The organism is Sphingomonas sp. M6A6_1c, assembly GCF_053345135.1.
Genome location: NZ_JBKEZO010000005.1, coordinates 434,661 through 460,250, shown reverse-complemented (window position 1 = coordinate 460,250; position 25,590 = coordinate 434,661). Strand labels below are relative to the sequence as shown.

Sequence of the window (25,590 nt, the reverse complement as noted above, 5' to 3'; positions counted from 1 at the left end):
GGCGCGTTACCGTTCGCGCGTCGCGGCGAAGCGGACCTTGCTGTAGCGATCGGCGATGTAATTGACCTCCCACGCGCTCTTGGCGAGGAAGACCGGATTGCCGTCGCGGTCCTTGGCCATCGCGGAACGGTTGAGATCCATGAATTCCTTGAGGTCGCTCGGGTTCTCCGCCGAGACCCAGCGCGCGGTCTCGAACGGCGCCGGCTCCAGCCCGGCCGCGACTTTATATTCGGCGTCGAGCCGGCTGAGCAGCACCTCGAGCTGGAGCTGGCCGACGACGCCGATGATCCAGTTCGAGCCGATCTCCGGGTAGAAGACCTGCGTCACGCCCTCCTCGGCCATGTCGTCGAGCGCCTTGCGGAGCTGCTTGGTCTTGGTCGGGTCCTTGAGCTGGACGCGGCGCAGGATCTCTGGCGCGAAATTGGGCAGACCAGTGAAGCGCACGTCGGCGCGCTCCGATAGGGTATCGCCGACGCGCAGCGTGCCGTGGTTGGGGATGCCGATGATGTCGCCCGGAAACGCCTCGTCGGCGAGTTCGCGGTTCTGCGCGAAGAACAGGATCGGCGAATGGACCGCGATCGGCTTGCCGTGGCCCGTCGGCGTCAGCTTCATGCCGCGCTTGAACGTCCCCGAACACAATCGCATGAACGCGATGCGGTCGCGATGGTTGGGGTCCATGTTCGCCTGCACCTTGAAGACGAAACCGGTGACCTCGTCATTGTCGGGCGAGACGGGGGCGGGCTCGGCCGGCTGCGCGCGCGGCGGCGGGGCGTGTTCGGCGAGCGCGCCGATCAGCTCGGCGACGCCGAAGTCCTTGAGCGCCGAGCCGAAATAGACCGGGGTGAGGTCGCCGTTGCGATAGGCCTCGGCGTCGAATTCGGGATAGCCCGCCTGCGCCAGCTCGATCTCCTCCGCCCAGCGCTCGGAGAGCGTCGGGTCGGCCTCGGTCTTGCCGAGGAAGGCGCGGCTGTCGCCTTCGGGGCGGCTGATCGTGTTGGTGACGAGGTCGAGCACGCCCTCGAACTCGCCACCCATGCCGACCGGCCAGCTCATCGGCGCGACGTCCAATGCGAGCATGTCGGCGATCTCGTCGAGCAATTCGAAGATCGGGCGCCCTTCGCGATCGACCTTGTTGACGAAGGTGATGATCGGCACCGAGCGCAGGCGGCACACCTCGAACAATTTGCGCGTCTGCGGCTCGATGCCCTTGGCGGCGTCGATCACCATCACCGCCGAATCGACCGCGGTCAGCGTGCGATAGGTGTCCTCGCTGAAATCCTCGTGCCCCGGCGTGTCGAGCAGGTTGAAGGTGATGCCGTCGCGTTCGAACGTCATCACCGACGAAGTGACCGAGATGCCGCGCTGCTGCTCGATCTTCATCCAGTCGGAGCGGGCGCGACGGGTCTGGCCGCGCGCCTTGACCTCGCCGGCGAGATGGATCGCGCCGCCGAAATACAGCAGTTTCTCGGTCAGCGTGGTCTTGCCGGCGTCGGGGTGGGAGATGATCGCGAAGGTGCGGCGGGGGGAGGTCACTGGCGGTATCCGGCTGGCGGGCGACTCGGGCGGGAGCCGCGGAAGGTGGCGAAATCGACGCTAGGTCGGGATCGACGACGCCCCGCCCGGAGCGGCGCGCTTGCGGGCGGCCGGCTGCGGGACGGGCGTGTCGTCGCGGCGCTTTGCCAGATGTGGGGCGTGGAGGACAGAGGGTGTAGAGTATAGCGGCTACCTGGTCGTCATCCCGGCGGACGCCGGGACCCATGGATTCGGCGCCATGGGCGTCGGCGCGCGACTCCTGACTGCGCCGCCACCATGGGTCCCGGCTTTCGCCGGGATGACGATTGGGGAGAGTCGCGCGCCTACCCCCACGATCGGGGGAGTCGCGCGCCTACCCCTTCAACGTCACGCTCATCGCGATCCGTTTCTCGCCGCCGGCCGGCACTTCGAACACGCCGGGCTTGTCGCGATACTCGCCGGTATAGCCTTCGGGATCGGCGATGCCGTGCCACGGCTCGACGCAGACATAGGCGGCGCCGGGCTTGGTCCAGATGCCGAGCATCGGCGTGTCGGGGAAGGCGATCTGCAATTGCGGGCCGCTCGCCGCGCCATAAGTGACCGCGTCGGAGCGGACATGGTCCCAGACCAAGGCGTCGTCGGTGAACAGGTCGTCGCGCAGCGCCAGCGTGCGGCCGTCGAGCGGCGACGGGCGGCGCGCCTCGGCGATCGTGCCGTCGGCGGCGATGGTACGCAGCGCGTCGGGTTCGTCGGCGTCGAACAGGATGCGGTGCGCGGCGCGATCCTCGCCATAGGGCAAGGGCCAGGCGAAGGCGGGGTGGAAGCCGAGGCTCGCCGGCAACGGGGTCTCCGCCGGGTTGGCGATCCGCGCCGCGATCGACAGCGTCGCGCCCTCGACGCGGTAGGTGAGTTCGAGGCGGAAGGCGAACGGATAGGAGGCGCGCGTCTCCGCGCTGTCGGTCAGCGCGAAGGTGACGCGATCCTCCGCCGCCTCCACCGTTTCGAACCGCGAGCGGCGGGCAAAGCCGTGCTTCTTCATCGGATAGGCGGTGCCGTCGACGCGGATCGTCTCCTCGAACGGCATGCCGATGACCGGGAAGAGGATCGGCGCATGCCCCGTCCAGAATGCGGGATCGGCATCGGTCATCAACTCGCGCCCGCCGGCGTCGCGCAGATGCGTCAGCTCGGCGCCGAGCGGGTTGATCTGCGCGGTCAGCGCGATCGAGCGGATGGTGACGAGGTCGGTCATGCGCGGCCTTGTGCGTCAGCCGCGGCGCGATCGCAACCGCCCGCCGCTCACGGCGCGATCGGGTCGAGCGGCGCCGCATCCGCCGCGGTCGGCGGCACCCAGCCTTCGGCAGCGGAGGCGTCGGTGACCAGCACCGGCGTGCCCTTGCTGGTCACGCCGAACAGGTTCCTGGCGAAGGCGGTCGGCACGCGGATACAGCCGTGCGAGGCGGGGAAGCCGGGGTTCATCCCGGCGTGGATCGCGACACCGTCCCAGGTCAGCCGCTGCATGAACGGCATCGGCGCGCTGTCGTAGAGGTTGCTCTTGTGCACCTGCGACTTCTGCAGGATCGGGAAAGTGCCGAGCGGGGTGTCCTTGCCGCCCTTGCCGGTCGAGACGGTGGACGCGCCGATCAGGATCTCGCCGCGATAGACATAGGCCTTCTGGTCGGGGATCGAGATCACGATGCTGACCGGGCCGAGCGTCGCATCGTCGTTCCACAGAAACCTGTTGGGGGCGAGCGTGGTCACCTCGGGCGCGAGCGCATCGGCGGCGACGGCCGCGGACGCCGGAGCCGGCGCGATGGCGAGGGTGACGGCGGCGCCCGCCATGATGAGCCAATGCTTCATTTCGTCGTCGTCCTTTCGCTTTCCCCCTTCCGCCCGCTCAACGCGCGACTCCGCGGATCGTGCCGGACCCGATTCGGGACCAATCGAGGGCCGCTCGCGGTCAACCGTGCAACCAGAACGCCGATCGGGGCGCGCGGTGGGCGAAAATTAAGTCCGTTGCTGCTATATGATGATCAGCGGGATTGACCGGGGCTTTTGAAATTTTGATGCACATTGAGCATGATAGCGCACGCGACCGACGGGCTCTGCTGAAGAACGGGCTCGTGCTCGCAGCGACGCTGGCACTGCCCGGCACGCTGTCGGCGACGCCGCGTCGCCTCACCCAGCGCGATCTGCGGCCGATGACCGAGCCGCCGGTGCCGACACCGCGGCCGATGGTGGCGGCGCGGCCGATCACCTCGTCGCGCGTCGTGCGCCCCGATCTGATGCGCCAGGCGCTCGCCGCGCTGAGCCAGCACGGCCGCCGCATTCCGCAGCGCGACCGGATCGCGATCGCCGACATGGCGGCGCCGTCGTCGGAAGCGCGCTTCCATCTCGTCGATCTCGTCTCGGGGCGCAGCCAGTCGTTTCTCGTCGCGCACGGCAGCGGTTCGGACCCGGCGCATACCGGTTTCCTCAAGCGCTTCTCGAACGAGCCCAATTCCAACGCCTCGTCGGAAGGCGCGTTCGTCACCGCGGATTATTACGTCGGCAAGCACGGCCGCTCGCAGCGGCTGATGGGGCTGGACGCGACCAACGACAATGCGCTGGCCCGCGCGATCGTGGTCCATTCGGCCTGGTATGCGAACCGCGACATGCTGCGCACGCACGGCATGCTCGGCCGCAGCCAGGGCTGTTTCGCGGTCGGCGAAGGCGATTTGTCGCAGGTGTTCGAGCAGCTCGGACCGGGCCGGATGATCTTCTCGACCAAGGTGTGAGGGTTTAGGCCGGGGCCTTTCCACGAGAGTGCCGTCATCCCGGGATTTTCACCGGGGCGGACGAAGCTATTTGGCGATGTCCCTTATTCCTCCCCCGCCAGGGAGTGTCGGGTTGAACGGCCCCCGGCCGTCCAAGGTCATGCCGGGGGCATGACCGACCCGGCACTGTGGCAGGGCGAAGGCCTGACGGAGGGGGAGGATACGGCGAACCTGACCGTATGCGGCGACGACCCCTCCACCATTCGCTTCGCGAACGGTCCCCCTCCCCCGCTAAAGCGAGGGAGGATTTCGCCTGTTATCCCCGCAGCACCGCGCCCTGTTTCGCCGCTGCCGCGACGACCTTGTCGGCCACCGCCTTCAGCATCTCGTCGGTGAAGCTCTTGTCGCTCGGTTGCAGCGTCACTTCGACCGCGACCGACTTCCTGCCCTCGTCCACGCCCGCGCCGGTGAACACGTCGAATACGCGCGCCGCGACGATCGCCGCCTTGTCGGCACTGCGCACCGCGCGGACGAGCGCGTCGGCGCTGACGTCGGCGGGGACGAGGAAGGCGAAGTCGCGGCGGACCGATTGCAACGCCGGCGGCGCGAACGCGGGACGCATGAAGCCTCCCCCGGTTTTCGACTCGCGCTTCGCCGGCAGTGCGTCGAGATACAATTCGACCGCCGCCACCGCACCGTCGAGGTCGAACGCCTTGAGCAGGCTGGGATGGAGCATGCCGAAGCGCGCCAGCACCGTCTTCGGCCCGAGCCGCAGCGTGCCGCTCTGCCCCGGATGCCAAGCGTCCCCCGCCTCGCCCATCACCTGGAGATTGTCGACCGGCGCCCCCGCCGCGGCGAGCAGCGCCAGCGCCTCCGCTTTGGCGTCATAAGCGTCGAAGCCCGCCGCCTTGCCCTCGCGCCAGCCGCGCTCGCGGCGGTTGCCGGCGAGGACGAAGCCGAGCGTCGCATGTTCCGCCTCGGCGAGATAGCGACGGCCGATCTCGAACAGGCGGACCGCGGTGATGCCGCGTTTGAGGTTGCGCGCGGTCGCCGAGAGCAGGCCGGGGAGTAGCGACGGCCGCATCACTTTGAGGTCTTCGCTGATCGGATTGGCGAGCGTCCACGCGCCGCCGCCGAACGGCGCGGCCTGCGCCTCCGACAGGAAGCTCCACGTCACCGCCTCGTCGAGGCCGCGCGCGGCGGCGGCGCGACGGACGCGGCGTTCGAGCTTCTGCTCGGGCGTGGCGGTCGGCTTGGCGACGCCGGGGACGCGCGGCAGCGGCACCGGCGCGACCTTGTCGATCCCCTCGATGCGGATCACCTCCTCGACGAGGTCGGCAGCGCCGTCGACGTCGCGGCGCCAGGTCGGGACGGTGACCTGCCAGTCGTCCGCGACGCCGAAGCCGAGCGATTCGAGGATCGCGCGCTGGCGGTCGGCGGGCACGGCGAGGCCGCCCAATGTCTCCGCCTTGGCGGGATCATAGGCATAGACGCGCGGGGCCAGCGGCGGTTCGCCGGCGCGGGTGACGGGCGAGGGCGTGCCGCCGCACAGGTCGAGCACCAGCCGCGTCGCGATGGCGAGGCCGTCGTCGAGGAACGCCGGATCGACGCCGCGTTCGAAGCGCTGGCGCGCGTCGCTGGTCAGCAGCAGTTTCTGGCCGGTGCGCGCGATATGGTCGGGATCGAAATAGGCGCATTCGATCAACACGTCGGTCGTCGCGGCGGTGACGCCCGAATGCTCGCCGCCCATGATGCCGGCGATATCGTGAACCTCGCGTTCGTCGGCGATGACGGTCATCGTCGCGTCGAGCGTATAGGTCTTGCCGTTGAGCGCGACGACCTGTTCGCCGTCCTGCGCCTTGCGTGCCACCAGTCCGCCGGAGAGCTTGGCGCGGTCGTAGACGTGGAGCGGGCGGCCGAGGTCGATCGACACGTAATTGGTGATGTCGACCAAGGCGCTGATCGGCTTCTGCCCGATCGCGGTGAGGCGACGGCGCAGCCAGTCGGGCGATTCGCCGTTGGTCACACCGCTGACGTTTTGCGCATAGAAGGCGGGGCAGCCGTCCCGATCGTCGGTGCGGACGTCGGGCGCCTCGCCCTCGCCCGCCACCGCTTCGATGGCGAGCGGCTTGAGCGTCCCCAGCCCCGCCGCGGCGAGATCGCGGGCGATGCCGCGCACGCCCATGCAATCCTGCCGATTGGGCGTGACGCTGATGTCGATCACCGCGTCGTTGAGCCCGGCATAGTCCGGGAAGGGCGTGCCGACCGGCGCATCGGCGGGCAGCTCGATGATCCCGTCATGATCCTCGCCGAGTTCGAGCTCGCGCGTCGAGCACATCATGCCGTTCGATTCGACGCCGCGGATCGCCGCGACCTTGAGCGTCACGTCGAGCCCGGGAACATAGGCGCCCGGCGCGCCGAACACGCCGACCAGCCCGGCGCGCGCATTGGGCGCACCGCAGACGACCTGCAACGGACCGTCTCCGGCGTCGACCGAGAGAACCTGCAATTTGTCCGCCTGCGGATGGCGTTCGGCGCTGAGCACCTTCGCCACGCGGAACGCCTTCAACGCGTCGCCGGGATTGTGGACGCCTTCCACCTCCAGCCCGATGCGGGTCAGCGTATCGACGATCGTGTCGAGGCCGGCGTCGGTGTCGAGATGCTCGCGGAGCCAGGACAAAGTGAATTTCATGTCTATTCCAAACCTTCGTCATCCCGGCGACCGCCGGGACCCATGGATGCAAGCGGTTTGTGACGTCCGCCTGCATCCGCCATCATGCGCATCCGATCGGAGGCGGGGTCACGCGCCCGCGCCGACCCCGCCCGACAACGTCGGGACGTCGAGCGCCGAAAAGCCGTAATGTTTCAGCCAGCGGATATCGCCGTCGAAGAACGGCCGCAGGTCGTCCATGCCGTATTTGAGCATCGCCAGCCGGTCGATGCCGCAGCCGAAGGCGAAGCCCTGCCACTCCTCGGGATCGAGCCCGCAGGCGGCGATCACCTTCGGGTGAACCATGCCGGAGCCGAGTACCTCCATCCAGCCGCCGCCCCCCTTGCTGCCGGGATGGCCACCGATGACGCGCTTGCCCTTCTCGATCGTATAGCCGACGTCGACCTCCGCCGAGGGTTCGGTGAAGGGGAAATAGCTGGGGCGCAGGCGCAGGACGATATCGTCGCGCTCGAAGAACGCCTTGAGGAAGGTCTCCAGCGTCCATTTGAGATGGCCGAGCGTGATCCCCTTGTCGATCACCAGCCCCTCGACCTGGTGGAACATCGGCGTGTGCGTCGCGTCGCTGTCCGACCGATAGGTGCGGCCGGGCGCGATGATGCGGATCGGCGGCTGCTGTTGCAGCATCGTGCGGATCTGCACCGGCGAGGTATGCGTGCGCAGCAGCATCCGCGCAGCGCGGCCCGCGCCGGCGGCAAGGCCGCCGTCGTCGGACGGCGGGCTTTGCCCGCCGCCGGCCGTGCTCGGTTCCTCGCAATAAAAAGTGTCGTGCATCGCGCGCGCCGGATGCGTCTCGGGAATGTTGAGCGCGGTGAAATTGTGCCAGTCGTCCTCGATCTCCGGCCCGGTGGCGACCGCGAAGCCGAGGTCGGCGAAGATCTCGGCGAGTTCGTCCATCACCTGGCTGACCGGATGGACGGTACCGGCGAGCGGCGCCTCGGCGGGCAGCGTCATATCGAGCGTCTCGCCGGCGAGCCGCGCGTCGAGCGCGGCGCGGTCGAGCGCGGCCTTGCGGGTGGCGATCGCCTCGGCGACGGCTTCGCGCAAGCCGTTGATCCGCGGCCCCTCCGACTGGCGCTGCTCGGGGCTCATCTTGCCAAGCGTCTTCAGCAGTTGCGAGACGCTGCCCTGCTTGCCGAGCGCCTCGACGCGCAGCGCTTCGAGCGCGTCGGCGCTCGCCGCGGCAGGAATCGCGGTCAGCAGATGGTCGCGCAGGGTATCGAGGTCTTCGGTCACGTATCGCTCTCTTTCACAGGCGGCAGGCCGAGGCCGAGCGCCAGATCATCCCAATCGGGATTATGCTCTTCGATGAGCCGCAGCTTCCAGTCGCGGTTCCATCGCTTGAGCTGCTTCTCGCGATGGATAGCAGCTTCCATCGTGTCCGCCACATCGTACCAGACCAGACGATGCACGCCGTAGCGGGAGGTGAACCCCGGGATCAATCCTTCACGATGCTGGATCAGCCGTCCGATGAGGTTCGAGGTGACGCCGACGTAGAGCGTGCCATGGCGGCGACTGGCGAGGATGTAGACGCAAGGCTGCCATTCCATCGCATATGCCTTTCGCTTGGGGGAAGTGCCGGCCCCCCGCTTCATCGTCATCCCCGCGAAGGCGGGGATCCAGACGCGCAGGTGTTGCGCCTCCAGCATGGACGTCAGCGTTTATGGATCCCCGCCTACGCGGGGATGACAGTTGGGAGAGCAAATGGCCCGAACACGAAAAAGGGCGCCGGTGGTGTCCCACCGGCGCCCCGATCCGTCTGCAGTCCCGACCGCTTACGCGGCCTGGGGCAAAGCGGCCTTCGCCTGGGCGATGATCGCGCTGAATGCGGCGCTCTCGTGCATCGCGATGTCAGCCAGGACCTTGCGGTCGAGCTGGACGCCGGCGAGCTTGAGGCCGTGCATGAACTGCGAATAGGTCAGACCCTCGGCGCGGACGCCGGCGTTGATGCGCTGGATCCACAGGCCGCGGAAGGTCCGCTTTTTGACCTTGCGGTCGCGATAGGCGTACTGCCCGGCCTTTTCGACGGCCTGACGGGCGATACGGATGGTGTTCTTGCGGCGGCCGTAATAGCCCTTGGCCTGCTCAAGAATCCTCTTGTGCTTGGCGCGGGTGGTTACACCACGTTTGACGCGTGCCATGTCCTGATGTCCTTACTTGAGGCCGTACGGCGCCCAGGCCTTCACCGTCGCGGTGTCGGCCTTCGACAGCACCTTGGTGCCGCGGTTCTGGCGAATGTACTTGCTGTTGTGGCTGATCAGGCGGTGGCGCTTGCCGGCGACGCCGTGCTTCAGCAGGCCGCTGGCGGTCAGCTTGAAGCGCTTCTTGACGCCACTTTTGGTCTTGAGCTTGGGCATTTTGGTCCTTTCGCTGTGAGCATGGCATGAACCGCCGCGGCAGCCCTTGATGGCCGGGCAGTCCTGTAGCGCCTCGCTCGGGAAGCGGGCCACCTAGCGGACCCGGCGAGGAAACGCAACCGATGCGGAACCGGAACGAGCGCTGGCGCGATTCAGCCGGCGATGGATACGCCGCCCCCCGCCCCGGAACCGGCTGCCGCGCCGCCGCCCACCCCCGCCGTGCGCCGGCAGCAGCGCCGGCGAATCGGACGAATCCTGCGCAACGCGGCGCTGGTCGTGATCGGCCTGATCGTCGCGATCTGGCTGGTGCTCTATATCACCAAGGGGCGGTTCCTGCGCCATGCGTTCGAGCGGTTCGTCGGCGGCCAGACGCACCGGCCGGTGACGGTGGCGGGCGACTTCCAGCTCTATTTCGCGCCGTTCCGCATCAAGTTCGTCGCCGAGAAGATGACGATCGCCAACCCGGACTGGGCGACGCGCCCCTATCTGTTCCAGGCGGCGCGGATCGACACGCGGATCGCGCCGCTGTCGCTGCTGTGGGGCAAGCGGCGGCTCTACTGGCTCGATCTCACCGACGGCGCGGTCGATCTGGAGTGGAACGCGGCGCATACCGCCAACACCTGGACGTTCAGCGACAAGAAGGGCGGCAAGCCGCTCGACTTCCCGCGGATCGACACCGCGGCGGTGCGCGGCACGAGCGTGCGCTATCGCGATCCGCGCATGCAATTGCTCGCCGACCTCAAGGTCGACGACATCCGCTCGACCGACGCGCGAATCGGCAAGGCGGTCGGTGTCGCCGGTGACGGCACGATCCGCGGCACGCCGTTCCGCGTCGCCGCGCGGCTGCTCGCGCCCGACGCGACGGTCAACCGCGGCAAGAACGAATTGGTGATGCGCGCCTGGGCGGCGCATAACGTCCTCGACGTGTCCGGCACGTTGCCGTCGATCGCGGCGATCGAGGGCGTGCCGTTGCAGACGCGCGCACGCGGGCGCAATCTGTCCGAGCTGCTCGGCATCATCGGCGTCGTCATCCCTACCACCCGCACCTACCGGCTGAAGGCGCAATTGGTGCAGCAGGGGCAGGTCTATAATTTCACCCGGATGAGCGGCATCGTCGGCGCGAGCGATGTCGCGGGCACGCTGAAGATCACCAACGGCGAACGGCTGCATCTCGATTCGCAGCTCACCACCAAGACGCTCGACATCATCGATGCCGCGCCGTTCATCGGCTACAATCCCGATATCGTCGCGACCAAGGGCGCGCTCGCCGCCGCCGCCGCGACCGGCGCGGCGCCGCAGCGCATCCTGCCCGAGGCGAAGCTGCCGATCGAGACGATGCAGCGCTTCGACGCCGATTTGAAGTGGAAAATCGGGCGGGTGCGCTCGCGCAACCTGCCGATCAGCGACATCGACATGACGCTCGACCTCGAGCGCGGCCGGCTGGCACTGTCGCCGCTGACGATGGCGATGGCGCGCGGCAACGTCGCCTCGGACGTGGTGTTCGACACGCGGCAGCGGCCGGCGCTCGACACCTACGACATCCGCCTGTCGCCGACGCCGATGGGGCGGCTGCTCGCCGGCTATGGCGTCGCCGAGGCGGGAACGACGGGGACGATCAAGGGCCGCATCCGGCTGGAGGGGCGCGGCGATTCGATCCACGAATCGCTCAGCACGGCGCATGGCCGCATCGCCTTCGTCATGCCTCACGGGCAATTGTGGACGCGCAACGTCCAACTCGCCGAGCTCGACCTCGGCACGTTCGTGCAGAAGATGTTCGAGGACAAGCTCAAGAAGCCGGTCGAGGTGAATTGCGGGCTGATCGGCTTCACCGTGCGCGGCGGCGTCGCGGCGGCGGACCCGATCCTGATCGACACCACCAAGAACGTCATCGTCGGGCGCGGCGGGTTCAGCTTCAAGACCGAGGCGGTCGACCTCGCCTTCCGGGCCGACGGCAAGAAGTTCAGCCTGTTCTCGGGCCAGTCGCCGGTCGGGGTCGGCGGCTATTTCGCGGCGCCGAAGCTCAATGTTATCAGCGACCAATTGCTGGGGCGCGCAGGCGCGGGATTAGGGCTCGCGCTGGTCGCGACGCCGCTGGCGGGGGTGCTGGCGTTCGTCGACGTCGGCGACGCCAAGTCGGCGGCGTGCGGACCGGTATTGTCCGGCGCGACGGCGGCGGCGCAGCGGACCACCAAGGGCCAGCCGCGCGACGACGTCGGCCACGGCACGACCGCGAAGGACGAGGACGGCAAGAAGACGAGCGGCGAGAAGAAGAGCCAGCGGAAGAAGTTCCTGGGGATTTTCTGAGGGCGGGAGGTGGCGCCCCCTCCCCCTTCGTCATCCCGGCGAACGTGGGAGGGTGTCAGACCCCCTCAATGCCCGTGGTCGTCCCCCGCGGTCGCGCGGATCGCTTCCAGCACGTCGTCGGTGCGCGCCGGGTCGCCGATCGCCAGCACGTGGCCGGCGCTCGCCGAGGTCAGCGGGTCGCCGTTCCAGTCGCACATGCGGCCGCCGGCACCCTCGACCACCGGCACCAAAGCGGCGAAATCGTACAATTGCAGCCCCGATTCGACGACGATGTCGAGCTGCCCGCTCGCCAGCAGGCCGTAATTATAGCAGTCGCCGCCATAGACCGGCCCCTGCCGCGTGTGCCCGCCCGAGGCGGCGGCGACGAGCGCCATGTAATGCGGCACGTCGCCCTCGGCGAACAGGTGCGGGCTGGTCGTCGCCAGCACCGCGCCCTCCAGTTGCGGACACAGCCGGGTGCGCGTCGGCTGGCCGTTGAACGTCGTCGGCCGGCCGGCGACGCCGAGCCAGCGCTCGCGCTGCACCGGCTGGTCGATGATGCCGAGCACCGGCCAGCCATCCTCGACCAAGGCGATCAGCGTGCCGAAGATCGCGCGCCCCACGGTGAAGCTGCGCGTGCCGTCGATCGGGTCGAGCACCCATTGCCGACCGGTGACGCCGGGCTTCTCGCCATATTCCTCGCCGATCACGCCGTCGCCGGGCGCCTCGGCATCGAGCAATTTGCGCATCGCCGCCTCCGCCTCGCGATCGGCGCGGGTGACGGGGGAGTGATCGTCCTTGAATTCGACGCCGTGTTCGGCCCGGAAATAGGGGCGGATCGCGGCGCCGGCGGCGTCGGCGAGGCGGCTGGCGAGCTGGATGTCGGCGGCGGTGATCGGCATGGTCCAGCCCTATCGCGCCGCCCCGCGCCGCGCTAGGGTGCACGAAAGTCGAGAGGATATCCCATGCGCCTGTTTCCCGCCGCCATTGCCGCCGTCGCCCTGATCGCCACCCCCGCGCTCGCCGGCCTGCCGGTCGGTGCCAAGGCGCCGACCTTCTCCACCCGCGGCGCGGTCGCCGGGCAGGTGGTCGGGGTCGATCTCGCACAGCAGCTCAAGAAGGGGCCGGTGGTGCTGTATTTCTTCCCGGCGGCGTTCACCGGCGGCTGCAATGCCGAGGCGCATGCCTTCGCCGAGGCGATCCCCGACTTCCAGAAGGCGGGCGCGACGGTGATCGGCATGTCGGCCGACGACGTGCCGACGCTGCAGCGCTTCTCGGCGGAAAAATGCGCGGGCAAGTTCGCGGTCGCCAGCGCCGGCCCGAACGTCATCAAGGGCTATGACGTCGCGCTCAACGGCGGCGGGCGCGCGCTGACCAAGCGGACCAGCTACGTCATCGCGTCCGACGGCCGCGTCGCCTTCGTCCACGACGACATGAACCCCGCCCAGCATGTCGCGCTGACCCTCGCCGCGGTGCGCAAGCTGCGCCATTCCTGATCCTTTCGAAACCCTCCGCTAATCAATAGTGCTTATAAGTGCTTGGGAACGAAGGGTGGGGCATGCGCGGGATTGCAGCGAGGAAGGATGGAAAAGTCGATCTGTTCGGACAGATCGGCGACTTCCTGGCGGATCACGGCCTGTCGCCGGAGCCGGCGCATTACAGCTTCGCCTATGACGTCATCGCCGATCCGCATGGCGCCATCGCCGAAGCGGTGCGCCGGCTGACCGACGGCGGCATCCGGCTCAGCCGCTCCGACATCGAGGCGCTCGGCGGGACGGTGAGCGCCGGTGGCGGAGTCGCCGAATCGCCCGAGCGGCGCCATGGCGAACCCGACGCCCGCGACGACGATGCCGCCAATCTGGTGGCGAAGACGCAGGCGCAGGTCGACGGCTTCGCGACGATGATGCGCGAGATGCAGGACGAGACGCGCGGCTTCGGTCGCGACCTGGCGCAGAGCGCGGAAGCGATGCGCCACCATACGCCCGCCGTCCCCTCCGCGGCGGGGCTCGACGAGATCGCGCGGATCACCGGCGCGATGCTCACCCGCATTCGCGAGGCGGAGACGCGGCTGGCCAAGGCGACCGACGAGGCCGAGGCGTTGCGCGCCAAGCTGGCCGAGGCGAACGACACCGCGCGGCGCGACCCGCTCACCGGCCTGCCCAACCGCCGCGCCTTCGACGAGGCGTTCGCGGTGCGGCGCGAAAGCGACGGCCCCTTCTGCCTGGCGGTATGCGACATCGACCGGTTCAAGCGGATCAACGATGTCCACGGCCATCCGATCGGCGACCGCGTGCTCAGCGCGGTGGCGCGCACGCTCGCCGATGCCTGCGGCGATCATCTCGTCGTACGGCATGGCGGCGAGGAATTCGCGGTGCTGCTGCACGGCGTCGCGCTGGCCGATGCGGCGGCGCAGCTCGACGAGGTGCGCGATGCGATCTCGATCAAGCGTTTCCGCCTGCGCGAGAGCGACCGGCCGCTGGGGCAGGTGACGGTGTCGATCGGCGTGACCGCGGTCCACACCGGCGAAACGCTCACCGATGCCTTCGATCGCGCCGACCGCTTGCTCTACACCGCCAAGGCCGAAGGCCGCGACCGGGTATGCGCCGCCTGATCTTGGCGTGATTTGCGGCACGGGCTGGCGGGGATTCCCAACTTTGTCGAGAGACACATTGGTTTTCCGCAGAATTCAGCCATTTTTAGGTTCTGGCACGGTGCCTGCAAAGTCCCTGACATCGGTGGCGAACATGTCGCCCCGATCAGCAAAAGGGACCAACGCCATGTTTCTCCGCCTCGAACTCGCCCAGCGCACCGCTTTCTCGGTCGTCGCCGCCCTCGCCTTCGCCGCCGTCGCGATCAGCGCCGCGGTGCCGGTCACGCCGATCGCATGATGGCTCAGGCGGGCGCGGCGGCCCCGACCGGGCCGACCGCCGCCGCCTCGCCGCGGCCATAGGTCGCGGTCAATATCCCGGCGGCGAGCACATGCCCCGCCATCGCCTCGACGATCGCCGTACGCCCCGGCGTTTCGCCCGGCGCGCCGACATCCGGCCCGAGCGCGAACAACTGGAAGACGTAGCGATGCGTGCCGTGACCGGTCGGCGGATCGGGCGGCAGCCAGCCCTCGCGCAGATAGCTGTTGCGCCCGACGTCGCGATCGGGCGAGCCGGCACCATCGCCGACGATCGCCCCCTCTTCGAGCCGGCCGGCATCGGCGGCGATCCCCCATACCACCGCATGCACCAAAGGTTGCGGCGCGGGCGCGTCGGCATCCTCGACCAGCAACGCGAACAGCGCGGTGCCCTCCGGCGCGGCGCCCCAGGTGAGCGGCGGCGACACGCCCTCGCCATCCGCGGTGAACCGGTCGGGCAAGCGCGCGCCGTCGGCGAACGCCGGGCTGCTGAGATCGATCGCCGGGAAGGTCGAACCCAGTTCGGGCCGGGAGATCGCCAGCTTGTCGGCACCGGCGCGCACGCCGCTCAGGGCCTGGCCGAGCCAGGCGGGAACATGTTCGAGCATCGCTTACTCCTGCGGACAATCGCCGGGGCGGGATTTCGGCGGGCTGCCGGCGGCATACCAGCGGCTGGTCGCCCCCATCGTCTCGCCGTCGTGGTAACAGGCCTCGCCGCGAGTTCCGTCGGGGGCGACGAGGAAGGTCCAGTCCTTGCCGTCGCAATTATGCGCTTCGCAGCCGTGCGCGGCGATGCGGCCGTCCTTGGTCTGGAAGATCGGCACGCTGACCGCATCGTGCGCGGTGAAGCGATGGCGCAACGCGTCGTCGCCGACCGCATCGATCAGCGCGCGCGACACCTCGGTCCGGTCGTAGAAGCCGACCCCGGCGACCGCGTCGCCCGGGTATTTGCCGACATAAGCCGTGATCGGTTTGCTGTGCTCCTGCCCCGGCAGCGGCTTGGGCGGCAGCGTCGGCGGCGGCACGAAGCGCGCCGCTTGATTGTCCGCACCATCGGACTTTTGGCCGCTGCCGCAGGCGGCGAGCAGCAAGAGCGGAGCAAGGCAGAGAGCGCGCATTGTCGTGGAACGCGGCAAGCGCCCCGGCGGTTGCCTGCGACATGACGCAAGATCTCGACCGTTTCCTCTCCGCCCAGGCGCTCGTCCACGATCAGGCGCTCGCCGAGCTACGCCGCGGTCGCAAGACCAGCCACTGGATGTGGTTCATCTTCCCGCAGATCGCCGGTCTGGGGCGCAGCGAAACCGCGCGCTTCTACGCGATAAGCGACGCGGCGGAGGCGCGTGCCTATCTCGCGCATCCGCTGCTCGGCCCGCGGCTGATCGAGGCGACGCGGACGGCGACCGCCGCACCCGGCACCGCGGTCGCGATCTTCGGCGAGATCGACGCGCTCAAGCTGCGCTCGTCGCTGACGCTGTTCGCGGCGGTGGCGGACGATCCTGCGCCGTTCGAGGCGGCGCTGACGCGCTTCTACGACGGCGAGCGCGATGCGGCGACGCTGGACTTGCTGGAGCGGAACGGCGGTTCGTGATGCGTGCGGTTTGCCGCATGCGCGATCAGAACAATCTGCCGCCGTTCGGCACCGCGAGGCTCGGGCCGATCAACACCACCTTGCCGTCCGCATCGGGAAAGCCGAGCGTCAGCACTTCGGACATGAACGGGCCGATCTGGCGCGGCGGGAAATTGACCACCGCCGCCACCTGCCGCCCGACCAGCGCCTCGGGCGTATAATGATCGGTGATCTGCGCCGAGGATTTCTTCACCCCGATCGCATCACCGAAATCAATGCGCAACTTGATCGCCGGCTTGCGCGCCTCCGGAAAGGGTTCGGCGGCGACGATCGTGCCGACGCGGATGTCGACGCGCTCGAAATCGGCGAAGGCGATCGGTTCAGAAGTCGACATTGTCGTAATGCGCCGGTGGCCCGATCATCTCCATCCGCTCCGAGAGCAACGGCCGGAAGCTCGGCCGGCTCTTGAAGCCGCGATACCAGCGCGCGGTCTGGTCGTGCCCCTTCCAGTCGATGCCGCCGAGATAATCGGCGACCGAAATCTGCGCCGCCGCGGCGAGATCGGCGAGGCTCAGCGTCGCGCCGCCCAACCAGTTGCGATGATCGAGCAGGTAATCGGTATAATCGAGGTGGCTGACCGCCGCCTTCATCGCCTCGCGCAGCCCCTTGGCATCGGGCGCGGCGCGGTGGGCGAGCCGCTTGACGACGCGCTCGTGCAGCAGCGGCCCGGTGACGTCGCGATAGAAATGCGTGTCGAACCAGCTCACCAGCCGGCGGATCTCGGCGCGATTGGCGGCGGTGCCGTTGATCGTCGCCGCCTTGTCGACCGTCTCCTCGAAATATTCGCAGATCGCCATCGAATCGATCAGCGGCGCACCGGGACGCGACGCATCGACCAGCACCGGCGTCTCGCCGGCGGGGTTCATGTCCATGAACTCGTCGCGCCGGTCCCACGGCGATTCGCGCACCAGCTCATAGCCGATGCCCTTCTCGCCGAGCAGCAGGCGCACCTTGCGGCTGAACGGACAAAGCGGGAATTGGTAAAGCTGCCACATGCGGCCACCTGTAGGGCATCGGCGGGGGCGAGGTGAAGCCGTTGCAGACCGGCCCGCCCTAATCTATTTACCGGCTCACCGCCGTAGAGGTGCCCATATGGATATCCAGATCGATCGGCCCGATGTCGAACATGCGATCCACCGGCTATCGGAGCTGCGAGGACAATCGCCGGTCGATACCGTCGGACAGGTGATGCTCGGTGAATTATCGAAGGAGCTCGACCTGCGCGCGCGTCTGTCGCCGGAGCGGCTCGCATGGCTGGAAGACATCCGCAAACTGCAGGCGCATATCCGTACGCTGCCGGTGCTCGACGAGCGATCCCCGGACGAGATGCTCTACGACGCCGACGGCCTGCCGAAATGATCGTCGTCGACGCGTCGGCGCTGGTCGCCATCGCGTTGGACGAGCCGGATGCCAATCGCTTCCTCCAAGCCATTGCAGGGGCTGACGAGGCGATCATGCCGGCACCCACCGCGCTTGAGGTCCATCTCGTCCTCAGCCGGCGGTTTGGACCCAATGACGATCGCCTCACAGCGGCACTGTTAGGTCGCGGCGTCATCCGTATCGTCGACTGGACCGAGCACCATCTGACGCTCGCGCGCGAGGCATACGCGCGCTTCGGGGGACGCCCGGCCCGGCTGAACTTCGGCGATTGTATCGTCTATGCGGTCGCCAAGGCGATCGACGCGCCATTGCTTTACAAAGGCGAGGATTTCGCGCGGACCGATATCCGCTCCGCGCTCTGATCCGTCACTCCGCCGCGACCAGTTCCACCGAATCGTCCAGCGGATAGGTCTGCCGCGACAGCATCTCCTTCGGCACCACCTGCCAGAAGTCGCCGGCAATCCGCTCCCAGTCGGCGAGCAGGCCCTTCGACCATTTGCTGTCGGTGGCCTGCGCGTGGCGCGCGATGAGGTCGTGCAGCACGCCCTCCCAATGCGCCGAGGCGAGTCGCTGCCAGACGATATTCTCCGGGTTGGCACGCTGGGCGAACTCGCCGTCGGGATCGTAGACGAAGGCCATGCCCCCGGTCATCCCAGCGCCGAAATTCTGGCCGACGCGGCCGAGCAACACCGCGACGCCGCCGGTCATATATTCGCAGCCATTGGCACCGCAGCCCTCGACCACCACGGTCGCGCCCGAATTGCGCACCGCGAACCGCTCGCCCGCCTGCCCCGCGGCGAGCAACGTCCCCGAGGTCGCGCCGTAGAGCACGGTGTTGCCGAGGATCGTATTGTCCTGGCTCGCCAACGGTGAGGACACCGCGGGGCGCAGCACGATGATGCCGCCCGACAGACCTTTGCCGACATAATCGTTGGCGTCGCCGAACACCTCCAGCGTGATGCCCTTGCACAGGAACGCGCCGAGGCTCTGCCCGGCGCTCCCGCGCAGCCGGACGGTGACGTGGCCGTCGGCGAGCTTGCTCATCCCGAAGCGGCGGGTGACCTCGCTCGACAGCCGCGTGCCGACCGCGCGATGCGTGTTGCGCACCGAATAGGTGAGCTGCATCTTCTCGCCGCGGCTGAACACCGCCGCGGCATCCTTGATGATCTGCGCATCGAGACTGTCGGGCACCTCGTTGCGGAAGGTCGACAGGGAGAAGCGGCGCTCGGCGTCGGTCGCATCGACCTTGGCGAGGATCGGGTTGAGGTCGAGGTCGTCGAGATGCTCGGCGCCGCGGCTGACCTGACGGAGGAATTCGGTGCGGCCGATCACCTCGTCGAGGCTCCTGACGCCCAGCCGCGCGAGGATGTCGCGCACCTCCTCGGCGATGAAGGTCATCAGGTTGATGACCTTCTCGGGCGTGCCGACGAACTTGTCGCGCAATGCCTGGTCCTGCGTGCAGACGCCGACGGGGCAGGTGTTGCTATGGCACTGGCGCACCATGATGCAGCCCATGGCGACGAGGCTCAACGTGCCGATGCCATATTCCTCGGCGCCGAGGATGGCGGCGATGACGATGTCGCGCCCGGTCTTGAGCCCGCCGTCGGTGCGCAGCCGCACCCGGCCGCGCAGGCCGTTGAGGGTGAGCACCTGATTGACCTCGCTGAGGCCCATCTCCCACGGCGTGCCGGCATATTTGACGCTGGTCTGCGGGCTGGCGCCGGTGCCGCCGACATGGCCGGCGATCAGGATGACGTCTGCATGCGCCTTGGCGACGCCGGCGGCGACGGTGCCGATCCCCGACGAGCTGACCAGCTTGACGCAGACGCGCGCGCGCGGGTTGATCTGCTTGAGATCGTAGATGAGCTGCGCGAGATCCTCGATCGAATAGATGTCGTGATGCGGCGGCGGGCTGATCAGCGTCACGCCCGGCGTCGCATGGCGCAGCTTGGCGATGAATTCGGTGACCTTGAAACCGGGCAACTGACCGCCCTCGCCGGGCTTGGCGCCCTGCGCGACCTTGATCTCGATCTCCTCGCAGGCGCCCAGATATTCGGCGGTGACGCCGAACCGGCCGCTGGCGATCTGCTTGATCGTCGAATTGGCGTTGTCGCCGTTCTCATAGGGCTTGAAGCGCTTGGTATCCTCGCCGCCCTCGCCGGACACTGCCTTGGCGCCGATGCGGTTCATCGCGATCGCCAGCGTCTCGTGCGCCTCGGGGCTGAGCGCGCCGAGCGACATGCCCGGGGTGACGAAGCGCTTGCGGATCTCGGTGATCGCCTCGACCTGATCGACCGGCACGCCTTCGCTCGGGAAGTTGAACTGGAGCAGGTCGCGCAGATAGACCGGCGGCAGATCGGCGACGCCGCGGCTGAATTGCAGATAGCTGGTATAGCTGTCGGTCGACACCGCCGTCTGCAAGAGGTGCATGAGCTGCGCCGAATAAGCGTGCGTCTCGCCGGTGTGGCGCTGGCGATAGAAGCCGCCGATCGGCAGCTTCGCCACGCCCTCGTCCCACGCCAGTTCGTGCCGCACCAGCGCGCTGTGGTGCAGCGAATTATAGCCTTCGCCCGAGATCTTAGCGGGCATGCCGGGGAACAGGTCGTTGACGAGGCTGCGGCTCAACCCGACCGCCTCGAAATTATAGCCGCCGCGATAGGAGGAGATCACCGCGATCCCCATCTTGCTCATGATCTTGAGCAGACCTTCCTCGATCGCATGGCGATGCCGCTTGAGGCATTCGTCCAGGCTGAGATCGCCGAACAGGCCGCGCGCCTGCCGGTCGACGATCGCCGCCTCGGCCAGATAGGCGTTCACCGTCGTCGCGCCGACCCCGATCAGCACCGCATAATAATGCGTGTCGAGACATTCCGCCGAGCGGACGTTGATCGACGCATAGGAACGCAGCCCCCGGCGGACGAGGTGCGTGTGCACCGCCGCCGCGGCGAGCACACCGGCGATCGCGATCCGGTCTTCGGAAACATGCTCGTCGGTCAGGAACAGCTCGCTCTTGCCCTGCCGCACCGCCTGTTCCGCCTCGTTGCGGATACGCTGGATCGCCGCGCGCAATTTTTCCGGACCGCCCTCGGCGTCGAAGGTGCAGTCGATCTCGGTCGCGGTGCGGGCGAAATGCGCCTTGAGCCGCGCCCAATGCTGGCCGGTGAGCACCGGCGAATCGAGCACCAGCACGCGATCGCGCTGATCCTCGGTGTCGAGGATGTTGGCGAGATTGCCGAAGCGGGTGCGCAGCGACATGACGTAGCGCTCGCGCAGCGGATCGATCGGCGGGTTGGTGACCTGGCTGAAATTCTGGCGGAAGAACTGGCTGATGAGCCGCGGCTTGTCGCTGATGACGGCGAGCGGCGTGTCGTCGCCCATCGAGCCGATCGCCTCCTTGGCAGTCTCGACCATCGGCGACAGGATCAGCTCCATATCCTCGAGCGTCTGGCCGGCGGCGACCTGACGGCGCGCGAGGCTGCCGCGATCGTAGCGGACCACCGCCTCGGCGACCTCGGGCAGATCGTCGAGCGTATGGAATTCGCCGATCATCGCGGCATAGTCATGCTCGCCGCTGATCCGGTCCTTGACCTCGAGATCGTCGAGCACGCGGCCCTCGTCGAGATCGACCGCGATCATCTGCCCCGGCCCGAGCCGGCCCTTGGCGACGACGGTCGATTCGGGAAGGACGACCATGCCGGTCTCCGACCCGACGACCAGCAGGCCATCGGAGGTCCGCGTATAACGCAGCGGCCGCAGCGCATTGCGGTCGACGCCCGCCACCGCCCAGCGCCCGTCGGTCATCGCCAGCGCGGCGGGGCCGTCCCACGGCTCCATCACCGAGGCGAGGTAATTGTACATCGCGGCATGATTGGCCGGCGTGTCCGCCCCCGTCGCCTCGGGCACCAGCATCAGCTTGGCGGTCGGCGCATCCCGGCCGGAGCGGCAGATCGCCTCGAACACCGCGTCGAGCGCCGCGGTGTCGGACGCACCCGCCGGGATCACCGGCTTGATGTCTTCCGAATTGTCGCCGAACGCGAGGCTCGCCATCCGGATCTCGTGGCTGAGCATCCAGTTCTTGTTGCCGCGGATCGTGTTGATCTCGCCATTGTGCGCGAGGCAGCGGAACGGCTGCGCCAACCACCATTGCGGGAAGGTGTTGGTCGAATAACGCTGATGGAAGATCGCGACGCGCGATTCGAAGCGCTGATCCTGCAGGTCGGGATAGAAGACCGACAGACTCTCGGCGAGGAACAGCCCCTTGTAGACGATCGAGCGGCACGACAGCGAGCAGACGTAGAAGCCCTGGATCTGCGCGGCGATGATGCGCTTCTCGATGCGGCGGCGGACGAGATACAGGTTCTTCTCGAACTCGGCGGCGCTGACCTCGTCGGGCAGGGGGCCGGCGATCATGATCTGCTCGATCTCGGGCCGTGTCGTCTGCGCTTTCAGGCCGATCACCGACACGTCGACCGGCACCTGCCGCCAGCCGTAGATCGTATAGCCCGCCTCGATGATCGCGCTCTCGACGATCGTGCGGCAATTCTCCTGCGCGCCGAGATCGGTGCGCGGCAGGAAGATCATGCCGACCGCGAGCCGGTTGGGCAGCACCTTGTGGCCGCTCGCGACGACCGCATCGTCGAAGAAGCGGTGCGGCAGGTCGATATGGATGCCGGCGCCATCGCCGGTCTTGCCATCGGCATCGACCGCGCCGCGATGCCACACCGCTTTCAGCGCATCGACCGCCGACTGGACGACGCGCCGCGACGCGCGCCCGTCGGTGGCGGCGACGAGACCGACACCGCAGGCATCGCCCTCGCTGTCGGGGCGGTACATGCCGTGTTCGGCGAGGTAGGCGCGCTGGTCGTTCTTCATCGGATCATGGGCGTCGGTCATGTCGGCAGGCCCTTCTGCTCGGCATAGGCGCCGAGATTATCGGTGATGGTGTGCAGCAGGGGCATCGCCGCCCAGCTTTCGTTGAGCCGCAGCACCTGTTCTTGCTCTTCGATCGGATATTCGTGGACGAGGCGGTTGCGCAGACGCACCGCCACCATCCAGGATTCGGAATCAGGCACGAGCGCATACTTCTCCAGCCAATCGCCGATATCCCGATGCGTCATCGATCCGGCATCCACGCCCGTCCAGCCGGCAATCGCACGCACGGCGCGGGCGATCAGATCCTGAAGCTGTTCGAACCGTTTCAGGAATGCGGTCGCCGCCGTACGTTGCATCAGGTTCAGCGCGGCGAGATCCTCACCGTCGAACGGCATCACGCCAGCCAGCAGCGGCATCAGTTCCTCTGCACCCGCAGCAACCTTGCGACAGCGGGCAAGTGTGCGACCGATGAAGACCTCGGTGTCCGTCATGGCAGCGGCACCGCATGTTGCGCGACCATCGCCGCGAACGGCGGCAACGGCTGACCCTGTTTGGTCAACACCACATCGACTTTGCGCTCGTCGATCCGCCGGAACAGGTTGGAGAGAAACCACGATTCATAGGCGATTCCGATCCGGTCCGCCGGCGCCTCGATCAGCAGGTCGATATCGCCGCCACGCTTGGTATCGTCCACCCGGCTGCCGAACAGGCGCACGACGGCGGACGCGCCGAACGCTTCGGCGGCGGCCGCCTTGATCGCCTGCACCTCGTCCGCGGTGAGTCTCACGCCGCTTGCCTTCCCGCCTTTGCCTTCGCCTTCAGCCATTTGTGCATCGTCGCCGCGACGTCGCGGCCGTCGCGGATCGCCCAGACCACCAACGACGCCCCGCGGACGATGTCACCCGCCGCGAACACGCCGTCGAGACTGGTCATCAGCGTCTTGCCGTCGACCAGCACCGTTCCCCAGCGGCTGACGCCGAGTTCGGGCGCGCCGAACAGCGTCGGCAGATCCTCGGCGTCGAAGCCCAGGGCCTTGATCACCAGATCCGCCTGCACGGTGAAATCGCCGCTCGGATCGGCTTCCGGCGCACGCCGGCCGCTCGCATCGGGGGCGCCCAAGCGCATCTTGCGCACCCGGACCGTGCCGTCGCTGTCGAACGCCGCGGGGGCGGAGAGCCAGACGAATTCGGCGCCCTCCTCCTCGGCGTTGGTCACCTCGCGCTGGCTGCCCGGCATGTTCTTGCGATCGCGACGGTAGAGGCATTTCACCGATGCCGCGCCCTGGCGGATCGCGGTGCGCACGCAGTCCATCGCGGTGTCGCCGCCGCCGATCACCACGACGTGCTTGCCCGCCGCGTCGAGCCCGCCCTCGTCGAACGCCGGCACCGCATCGCCGAAGCCCTTGCGGTTCGACGCGATCAGATAGTCGAGCGCCGCCACCACGCGGCCGTCGTCGCCGCCGGCGACATCGAGTGCGCGCGCCTTGTAGACACCGGTGGCGATCAGCACCGCATCATGCTCGCGGCGCAGATCGTCGAGGCTCGCCTGTTCGCCGACGCCGAAGCCTTCGTGGAAGACGATGCCGCCCGCCTTCAGCCGGTCGACGCGGCGCATGACGACGGGCTTCTCGAGCTTGAAGCCGGGGATGCCATAGGTCAGCAAGCCGCCGGCGCGATCGTGCCGGTCGTAGACGTGAACCTCATAACCATGGCCGCGCAGATATTCCGCCGCGGTCAATCCGGCCGGACCGGCCCCGATCACCGCCACCGACTGGCCGCGCGCCGGGCCGGGCACCAGCGGCTCGACCCAACCCTCTTCCCAGGCGGTATCGGTGATGAACTTCTCGACCGATCCGATCGTCACCGCGCCATGGCCGGTGAATTCGATGACGCAATTACCCTCGCACAACCGGTCCTGCGGGCAGATGCGGCCGCAGATCTCGGGCATGGTCGAGGTGCTGTTCGACAGCTCGTACGCCTCGCGCAGCCGCCCCTCGGCGGTCAGCCGCAACCAGTCGGGGATATGGTTGTGCAGCGGGCAATGCACCGAACAATAAGGCACGCCGCATTGCGAGCAGCGCCCGGCCTGATCCTCCGCCGTCGGCGCGGCATAGCGCGCGGCGATCTCGGCAAAGTCCTCGGCGCGCGTTTCCGCATCGCGCTTGGCGGGATAGGCCTGCGCGCGGTCGACGAACTTGAGCATGGAATCGTGCGGCATGGGGCCTCCTTCAGCCTCAGCTACGAAGGAAAGCCAACCATGTCACGCACAAAATCGCCAATATGGCAGTTATACTGCCTTAGTTAGGTGCCTCATTCCGCCCTTCGCACGCTTCCTCGCTGCAGCCGCAGCGAACAAGGTAATGAACCGGACCTACCTCAGTTGCAGCGCGACCAGTGCGACCGCGCCGACGACGATCCGATACCAGGCGAAAGGTGCAAATCCGTGACGGCTGACGATTCCGACGAACCAGCGGATCACCACCAGGGCGACGACGAACGAGACGACGAAGCCGATCGCGATGCTCAGCCACTCGCCCTGCCCCAATGTCGCGCCCGACTTGAGCAGATCGTAGCCCGAGGCGGCGAGCATCGTCGGGATCGCGAGGAAGAAGGAGAATTCCGCCGCCGCGCGCCGATCGACGCCGAGGCTCAGCGCGCCCATGATCGTCGCGCCCGAGCGGCTGACGCCGGGGATCATCGCGAGACACTGGACGACACCGACGCCGAGCGCGGTGCTCCACGGCATCGCCTCCACCGATTCGATCCGCGCCTGCTTCACCAGCCGCTCGATCACGAGGATGGCGATACCGCCGACGATCAGCGCGACCGCGACCACCGTCGGGCTTTCGAGCAGCGCCTTGACCGCCTTGTAGACGACGACGCCGATCGCCGCGGCGGGCAGGAAGCCGAGCGCGATGTTGCGGACGAACGCCCACGACTTGGGCTGGCCGCCGACCAGGCCGACGGCGACGTCCCAGAACCGCCGCCAATAAAGGACGATCACCGCGAGGATCGCGCCCAATTGGATCACGATGTCGAAGGTCGCGGTCGCCTGGTCCTGCACGCCGAGCAAGGTGCCCGCGAGGATCAGATGCCCGGTCGAGGAGACGGGCAGGAATTCGGTGACCCCCTCGACGATGCCGAGGAGGATGACGGTGAGCAGGTCCATGAATA

25 protein-coding genes are annotated in these 25,590 nt (G+C 68.0%); 7 read left to right on the top strand and 18 right to left on the bottom strand.

Annotated features, from left to right (window positions below; genetic code table 11):
• Window positions 1-6: 6 nt before the first annotated feature.
• From ACLBWH_RS13290 to ACLBWH_RS13280, 3 genes are all read right to left on the bottom strand, one after another.
• The gene (locus tag ACLBWH_RS13290; RefSeq protein WP_322851074.1) at window positions 7-1,533 is read right to left on the bottom strand and encodes a peptide chain release factor 3; all 1,527 of its coding nucleotides are present in this window, start codon (window positions 1,531-1,533) and stop codon (window positions 7-9) included.
• A 352-nt stretch (window positions 1,534-1,885) separates the two neighbouring features.
• Window positions 1,886-2,761, bottom strand: a complete 876-nt coding sequence (locus ACLBWH_RS13285) for an aldose 1-epimerase family protein (RefSeq protein ID WP_322850587.1) — start codon at window positions 2,759-2,761, stop codon at window positions 1,886-1,888.
• A 47-nt stretch (window positions 2,762-2,808) separates the two neighbouring features.
• Window positions 2,809-3,369: a L,D-transpeptidase family protein gene (locus ACLBWH_RS13280; RefSeq protein ID WP_447799420.1), complete on the bottom strand. Its 561-nt coding sequence runs from the start codon at window positions 3,367-3,369 to the stop codon at window positions 2,809-2,811.
• A 206-nt stretch (window positions 3,370-3,575) separates the two neighbouring features.
• Here ACLBWH_RS13280 and ACLBWH_RS13275 point away from each other — a divergent pair, with 206 nt between their 5' ends.
• On the top strand, window positions 3,576-4,286 hold the full coding sequence (locus ACLBWH_RS13275; RefSeq protein ID WP_322850589.1) for a murein L,D-transpeptidase catalytic domain family protein: 711 nt from the start codon (window positions 3,576-3,578) through the stop codon (window positions 4,284-4,286).
• A 295-nt stretch (window positions 4,287-4,581) separates the two neighbouring features.
• Here ACLBWH_RS13275 and pheT read toward each other — a convergent pair whose 3' ends face one another.
• From pheT to rpmI, 5 genes are all read right to left on the bottom strand, one after another.
• Entirely contained in the window at window positions 4,582-6,957 is a 2,376-nt protein-coding gene (gene pheT, locus ACLBWH_RS13270) for a phenylalanine--tRNA ligase subunit beta (protein ID WP_447799419.1), read from the bottom strand.
• Window positions 6,958-7,065: 108 nt separating this feature from the next.
• Window positions 7,066-8,229 (bottom strand): phenylalanine--tRNA ligase subunit alpha, encoded by a 1,164-nt coding sequence (pheS, locus tag ACLBWH_RS13265; RefSeq protein WP_447799417.1) that lies wholly within the window; start codon window positions 8,227-8,229, stop codon window positions 7,066-7,068.
• Window positions 8,226-8,543, bottom strand: a complete 318-nt coding sequence (locus tag ACLBWH_RS13260) for a GIY-YIG nuclease family protein (RefSeq protein WP_447799444.1) — start codon at window positions 8,541-8,543, stop codon at window positions 8,226-8,228. The genes pheS and ACLBWH_RS13260 overlap by 4 nt, the downstream gene beginning before the upstream one ends.
• A gap of 225 nt (window positions 8,544-8,768) precedes the next feature.
• The gene (gene rplT, locus ACLBWH_RS13255) at window positions 8,769-9,134 is read right to left on the bottom strand and encodes a 50S ribosomal protein L20 (protein WP_038665948.1); all 366 of its coding nucleotides are present in this window, start codon (window positions 9,132-9,134) and stop codon (window positions 8,769-8,771) included.
• Window positions 9,135-9,146: 12 nt separating this feature from the next.
• Complete coding sequence (gene rpmI / locus ACLBWH_RS13250; protein ID WP_017977259.1) at window positions 9,147-9,350, bottom strand: 50S ribosomal protein L35; 204 nt, start codon at window positions 9,348-9,350, stop codon at window positions 9,147-9,149.
• A gap of 162 nt (window positions 9,351-9,512) precedes the next feature.
• Here rpmI and ACLBWH_RS13245 point away from each other — a divergent pair, with 162 nt between their 5' ends.
• Complete coding sequence (locus ACLBWH_RS13245) at window positions 9,513-11,654, top strand: AsmA family protein (RefSeq protein WP_447799414.1); 2,142 nt, start codon at window positions 9,513-9,515, stop codon at window positions 11,652-11,654.
• 65 nt (window positions 11,655-11,719) lie between these two features.
• Here the strand turns inward: ACLBWH_RS13245 and ACLBWH_RS13240 are convergent, their stop codons facing one another.
• Entirely contained in the window at window positions 11,720-12,535 is an 816-nt protein-coding gene (locus ACLBWH_RS13240; RefSeq protein WP_322850594.1) for an inositol monophosphatase family protein, read from the bottom strand.
• A gap of 63 nt (window positions 12,536-12,598) precedes the next feature.
• On the opposite strand from ACLBWH_RS13240, the gene ACLBWH_RS13235 reads away from it, so the two are divergent.
• Together ACLBWH_RS13235 and ACLBWH_RS13230 are read left to right on the top strand one after the other, a co-directional pair.
• A complete protein-coding gene (locus ACLBWH_RS13235; protein ID WP_322850595.1) occupies window positions 12,599-13,129 on the top strand; it encodes a peroxiredoxin in 531 nt (176 codons plus the stop codon).
• Between the two features lie 62 nt (window positions 13,130-13,191).
• On the top strand, window positions 13,192-14,244 hold the full coding sequence (locus ACLBWH_RS13230) for a GGDEF domain-containing protein (protein WP_322850596.1): 1,053 nt from the start codon (window positions 13,192-13,194) through the stop codon (window positions 14,242-14,244).
• Window positions 14,245-14,525: 281 nt separating this feature from the next.
• Here ACLBWH_RS13230 and ACLBWH_RS13225 read toward each other — a convergent pair whose 3' ends face one another.
• Together ACLBWH_RS13225 and ACLBWH_RS13220 are read right to left on the bottom strand one after the other, a co-directional pair.
• Window positions 14,526-15,146: a YbhB/YbcL family Raf kinase inhibitor-like protein gene (locus ACLBWH_RS13225; RefSeq protein WP_447799413.1), complete on the bottom strand. Its 621-nt coding sequence runs from the start codon at window positions 15,144-15,146 to the stop codon at window positions 14,526-14,528.
• 3 nt (window positions 15,147-15,149) lie between these two features.
• Window positions 15,150-15,656: a hypothetical protein gene (locus tag ACLBWH_RS13220; RefSeq protein WP_447799412.1), complete on the bottom strand. Its 507-nt coding sequence runs from the start codon at window positions 15,654-15,656 to the stop codon at window positions 15,150-15,152.
• A gap of 41 nt (window positions 15,657-15,697) precedes the next feature.
• Between ACLBWH_RS13220 and ACLBWH_RS13215 the strand changes: the two genes are divergently transcribed.
• Entirely contained in the window at window positions 15,698-16,126 is a 429-nt protein-coding gene (locus ACLBWH_RS13215) for a DUF1810 domain-containing protein (protein ID WP_447799410.1), read from the top strand.
• Window positions 16,127-16,151: 25 nt separating this feature from the next.
• Here the strand turns inward: ACLBWH_RS13215 and ACLBWH_RS13210 are convergent, their stop codons facing one another.
• Entirely contained in the window at window positions 16,152-16,499 is a 348-nt protein-coding gene (locus ACLBWH_RS13210; RefSeq protein ID WP_447799409.1) for a tRNA-binding protein, read from the bottom strand.
• Window positions 16,486-17,160, bottom strand: coding sequence for a glutathione S-transferase family protein (locus tag ACLBWH_RS13205; protein WP_447799407.1), 675 nt, complete (start codon window positions 17,158-17,160; stop codon window positions 16,486-16,488). Before ACLBWH_RS13205 ends, ACLBWH_RS13210 begins: the two co-directional genes overlap by 14 nt.
• A gap of 97 nt (window positions 17,161-17,257) precedes the next feature.
• Here ACLBWH_RS13205 and ACLBWH_RS13200 point away from each other — a divergent pair, with 97 nt between their 5' ends.
• Together ACLBWH_RS13200 and ACLBWH_RS13195 are read left to right on the top strand one after the other, a co-directional pair.
• Window positions 17,258-17,524: a type II toxin-antitoxin system VapB family antitoxin gene (locus ACLBWH_RS13200; RefSeq protein ID WP_447799406.1), complete on the top strand. Its 267-nt coding sequence runs from the start codon at window positions 17,258-17,260 to the stop codon at window positions 17,522-17,524.
• Window positions 17,521-17,907: a type II toxin-antitoxin system VapC family toxin gene (locus ACLBWH_RS13195; RefSeq protein WP_447799404.1), complete on the top strand. Its 387-nt coding sequence runs from the start codon at window positions 17,521-17,523 to the stop codon at window positions 17,905-17,907. The genes ACLBWH_RS13200 and ACLBWH_RS13195 overlap by 4 nt, the downstream gene beginning before the upstream one ends.
• Before the next feature lie 4 nt (window positions 17,908-17,911).
• Here ACLBWH_RS13195 and gltB read toward each other — a convergent pair whose 3' ends face one another.
• From gltB to ACLBWH_RS13170, 5 genes are all read right to left on the bottom strand, one after another.
• Window positions 17,912-22,438 carry a glutamate synthase large subunit gene (gene gltB, locus ACLBWH_RS13190; protein ID WP_447799403.1) on the bottom strand — a complete coding sequence of 1,509 codons (4,527 nt, stop codon included), beginning with the start codon at window positions 22,436-22,438 and terminating at the stop codon, window positions 17,912-17,914.
• On the bottom strand, window positions 22,435-22,908 hold the full coding sequence (locus ACLBWH_RS13185) for a hypothetical protein (RefSeq protein ID WP_447799401.1): 474 nt from the start codon (window positions 22,906-22,908) through the stop codon (window positions 22,435-22,437). Before ACLBWH_RS13185 ends, gltB begins: the two co-directional genes overlap by 4 nt.
• Window positions 22,905-23,204 (bottom strand): nucleotidyltransferase domain-containing protein, encoded by a 300-nt coding sequence (locus ACLBWH_RS13180; RefSeq protein WP_447799400.1) that lies wholly within the window; start codon window positions 23,202-23,204, stop codon window positions 22,905-22,907. The genes ACLBWH_RS13185 and ACLBWH_RS13180 overlap by 4 nt, the downstream gene beginning before the upstream one ends.
• Window positions 23,201-24,634 carry an NAD(P)-dependent oxidoreductase gene (locus tag ACLBWH_RS13175; protein ID WP_447799398.1) on the bottom strand — a complete coding sequence of 478 codons (1,434 nt, stop codon included), beginning with the start codon at window positions 24,632-24,634 and terminating at the stop codon, window positions 23,201-23,203. The genes ACLBWH_RS13180 and ACLBWH_RS13175 overlap by 4 nt, the downstream gene beginning before the upstream one ends.
• A 153-nt stretch (window positions 24,635-24,787) precedes the next feature.
• A complete protein-coding gene (locus ACLBWH_RS13170) occupies window positions 24,788-25,585 on the bottom strand; it encodes an undecaprenyl-diphosphate phosphatase (RefSeq protein WP_447799396.1) in 798 nt (265 codons plus the stop codon).
• Between the last annotated feature and the right edge of the window lie 5 nt (window positions 25,586-25,590).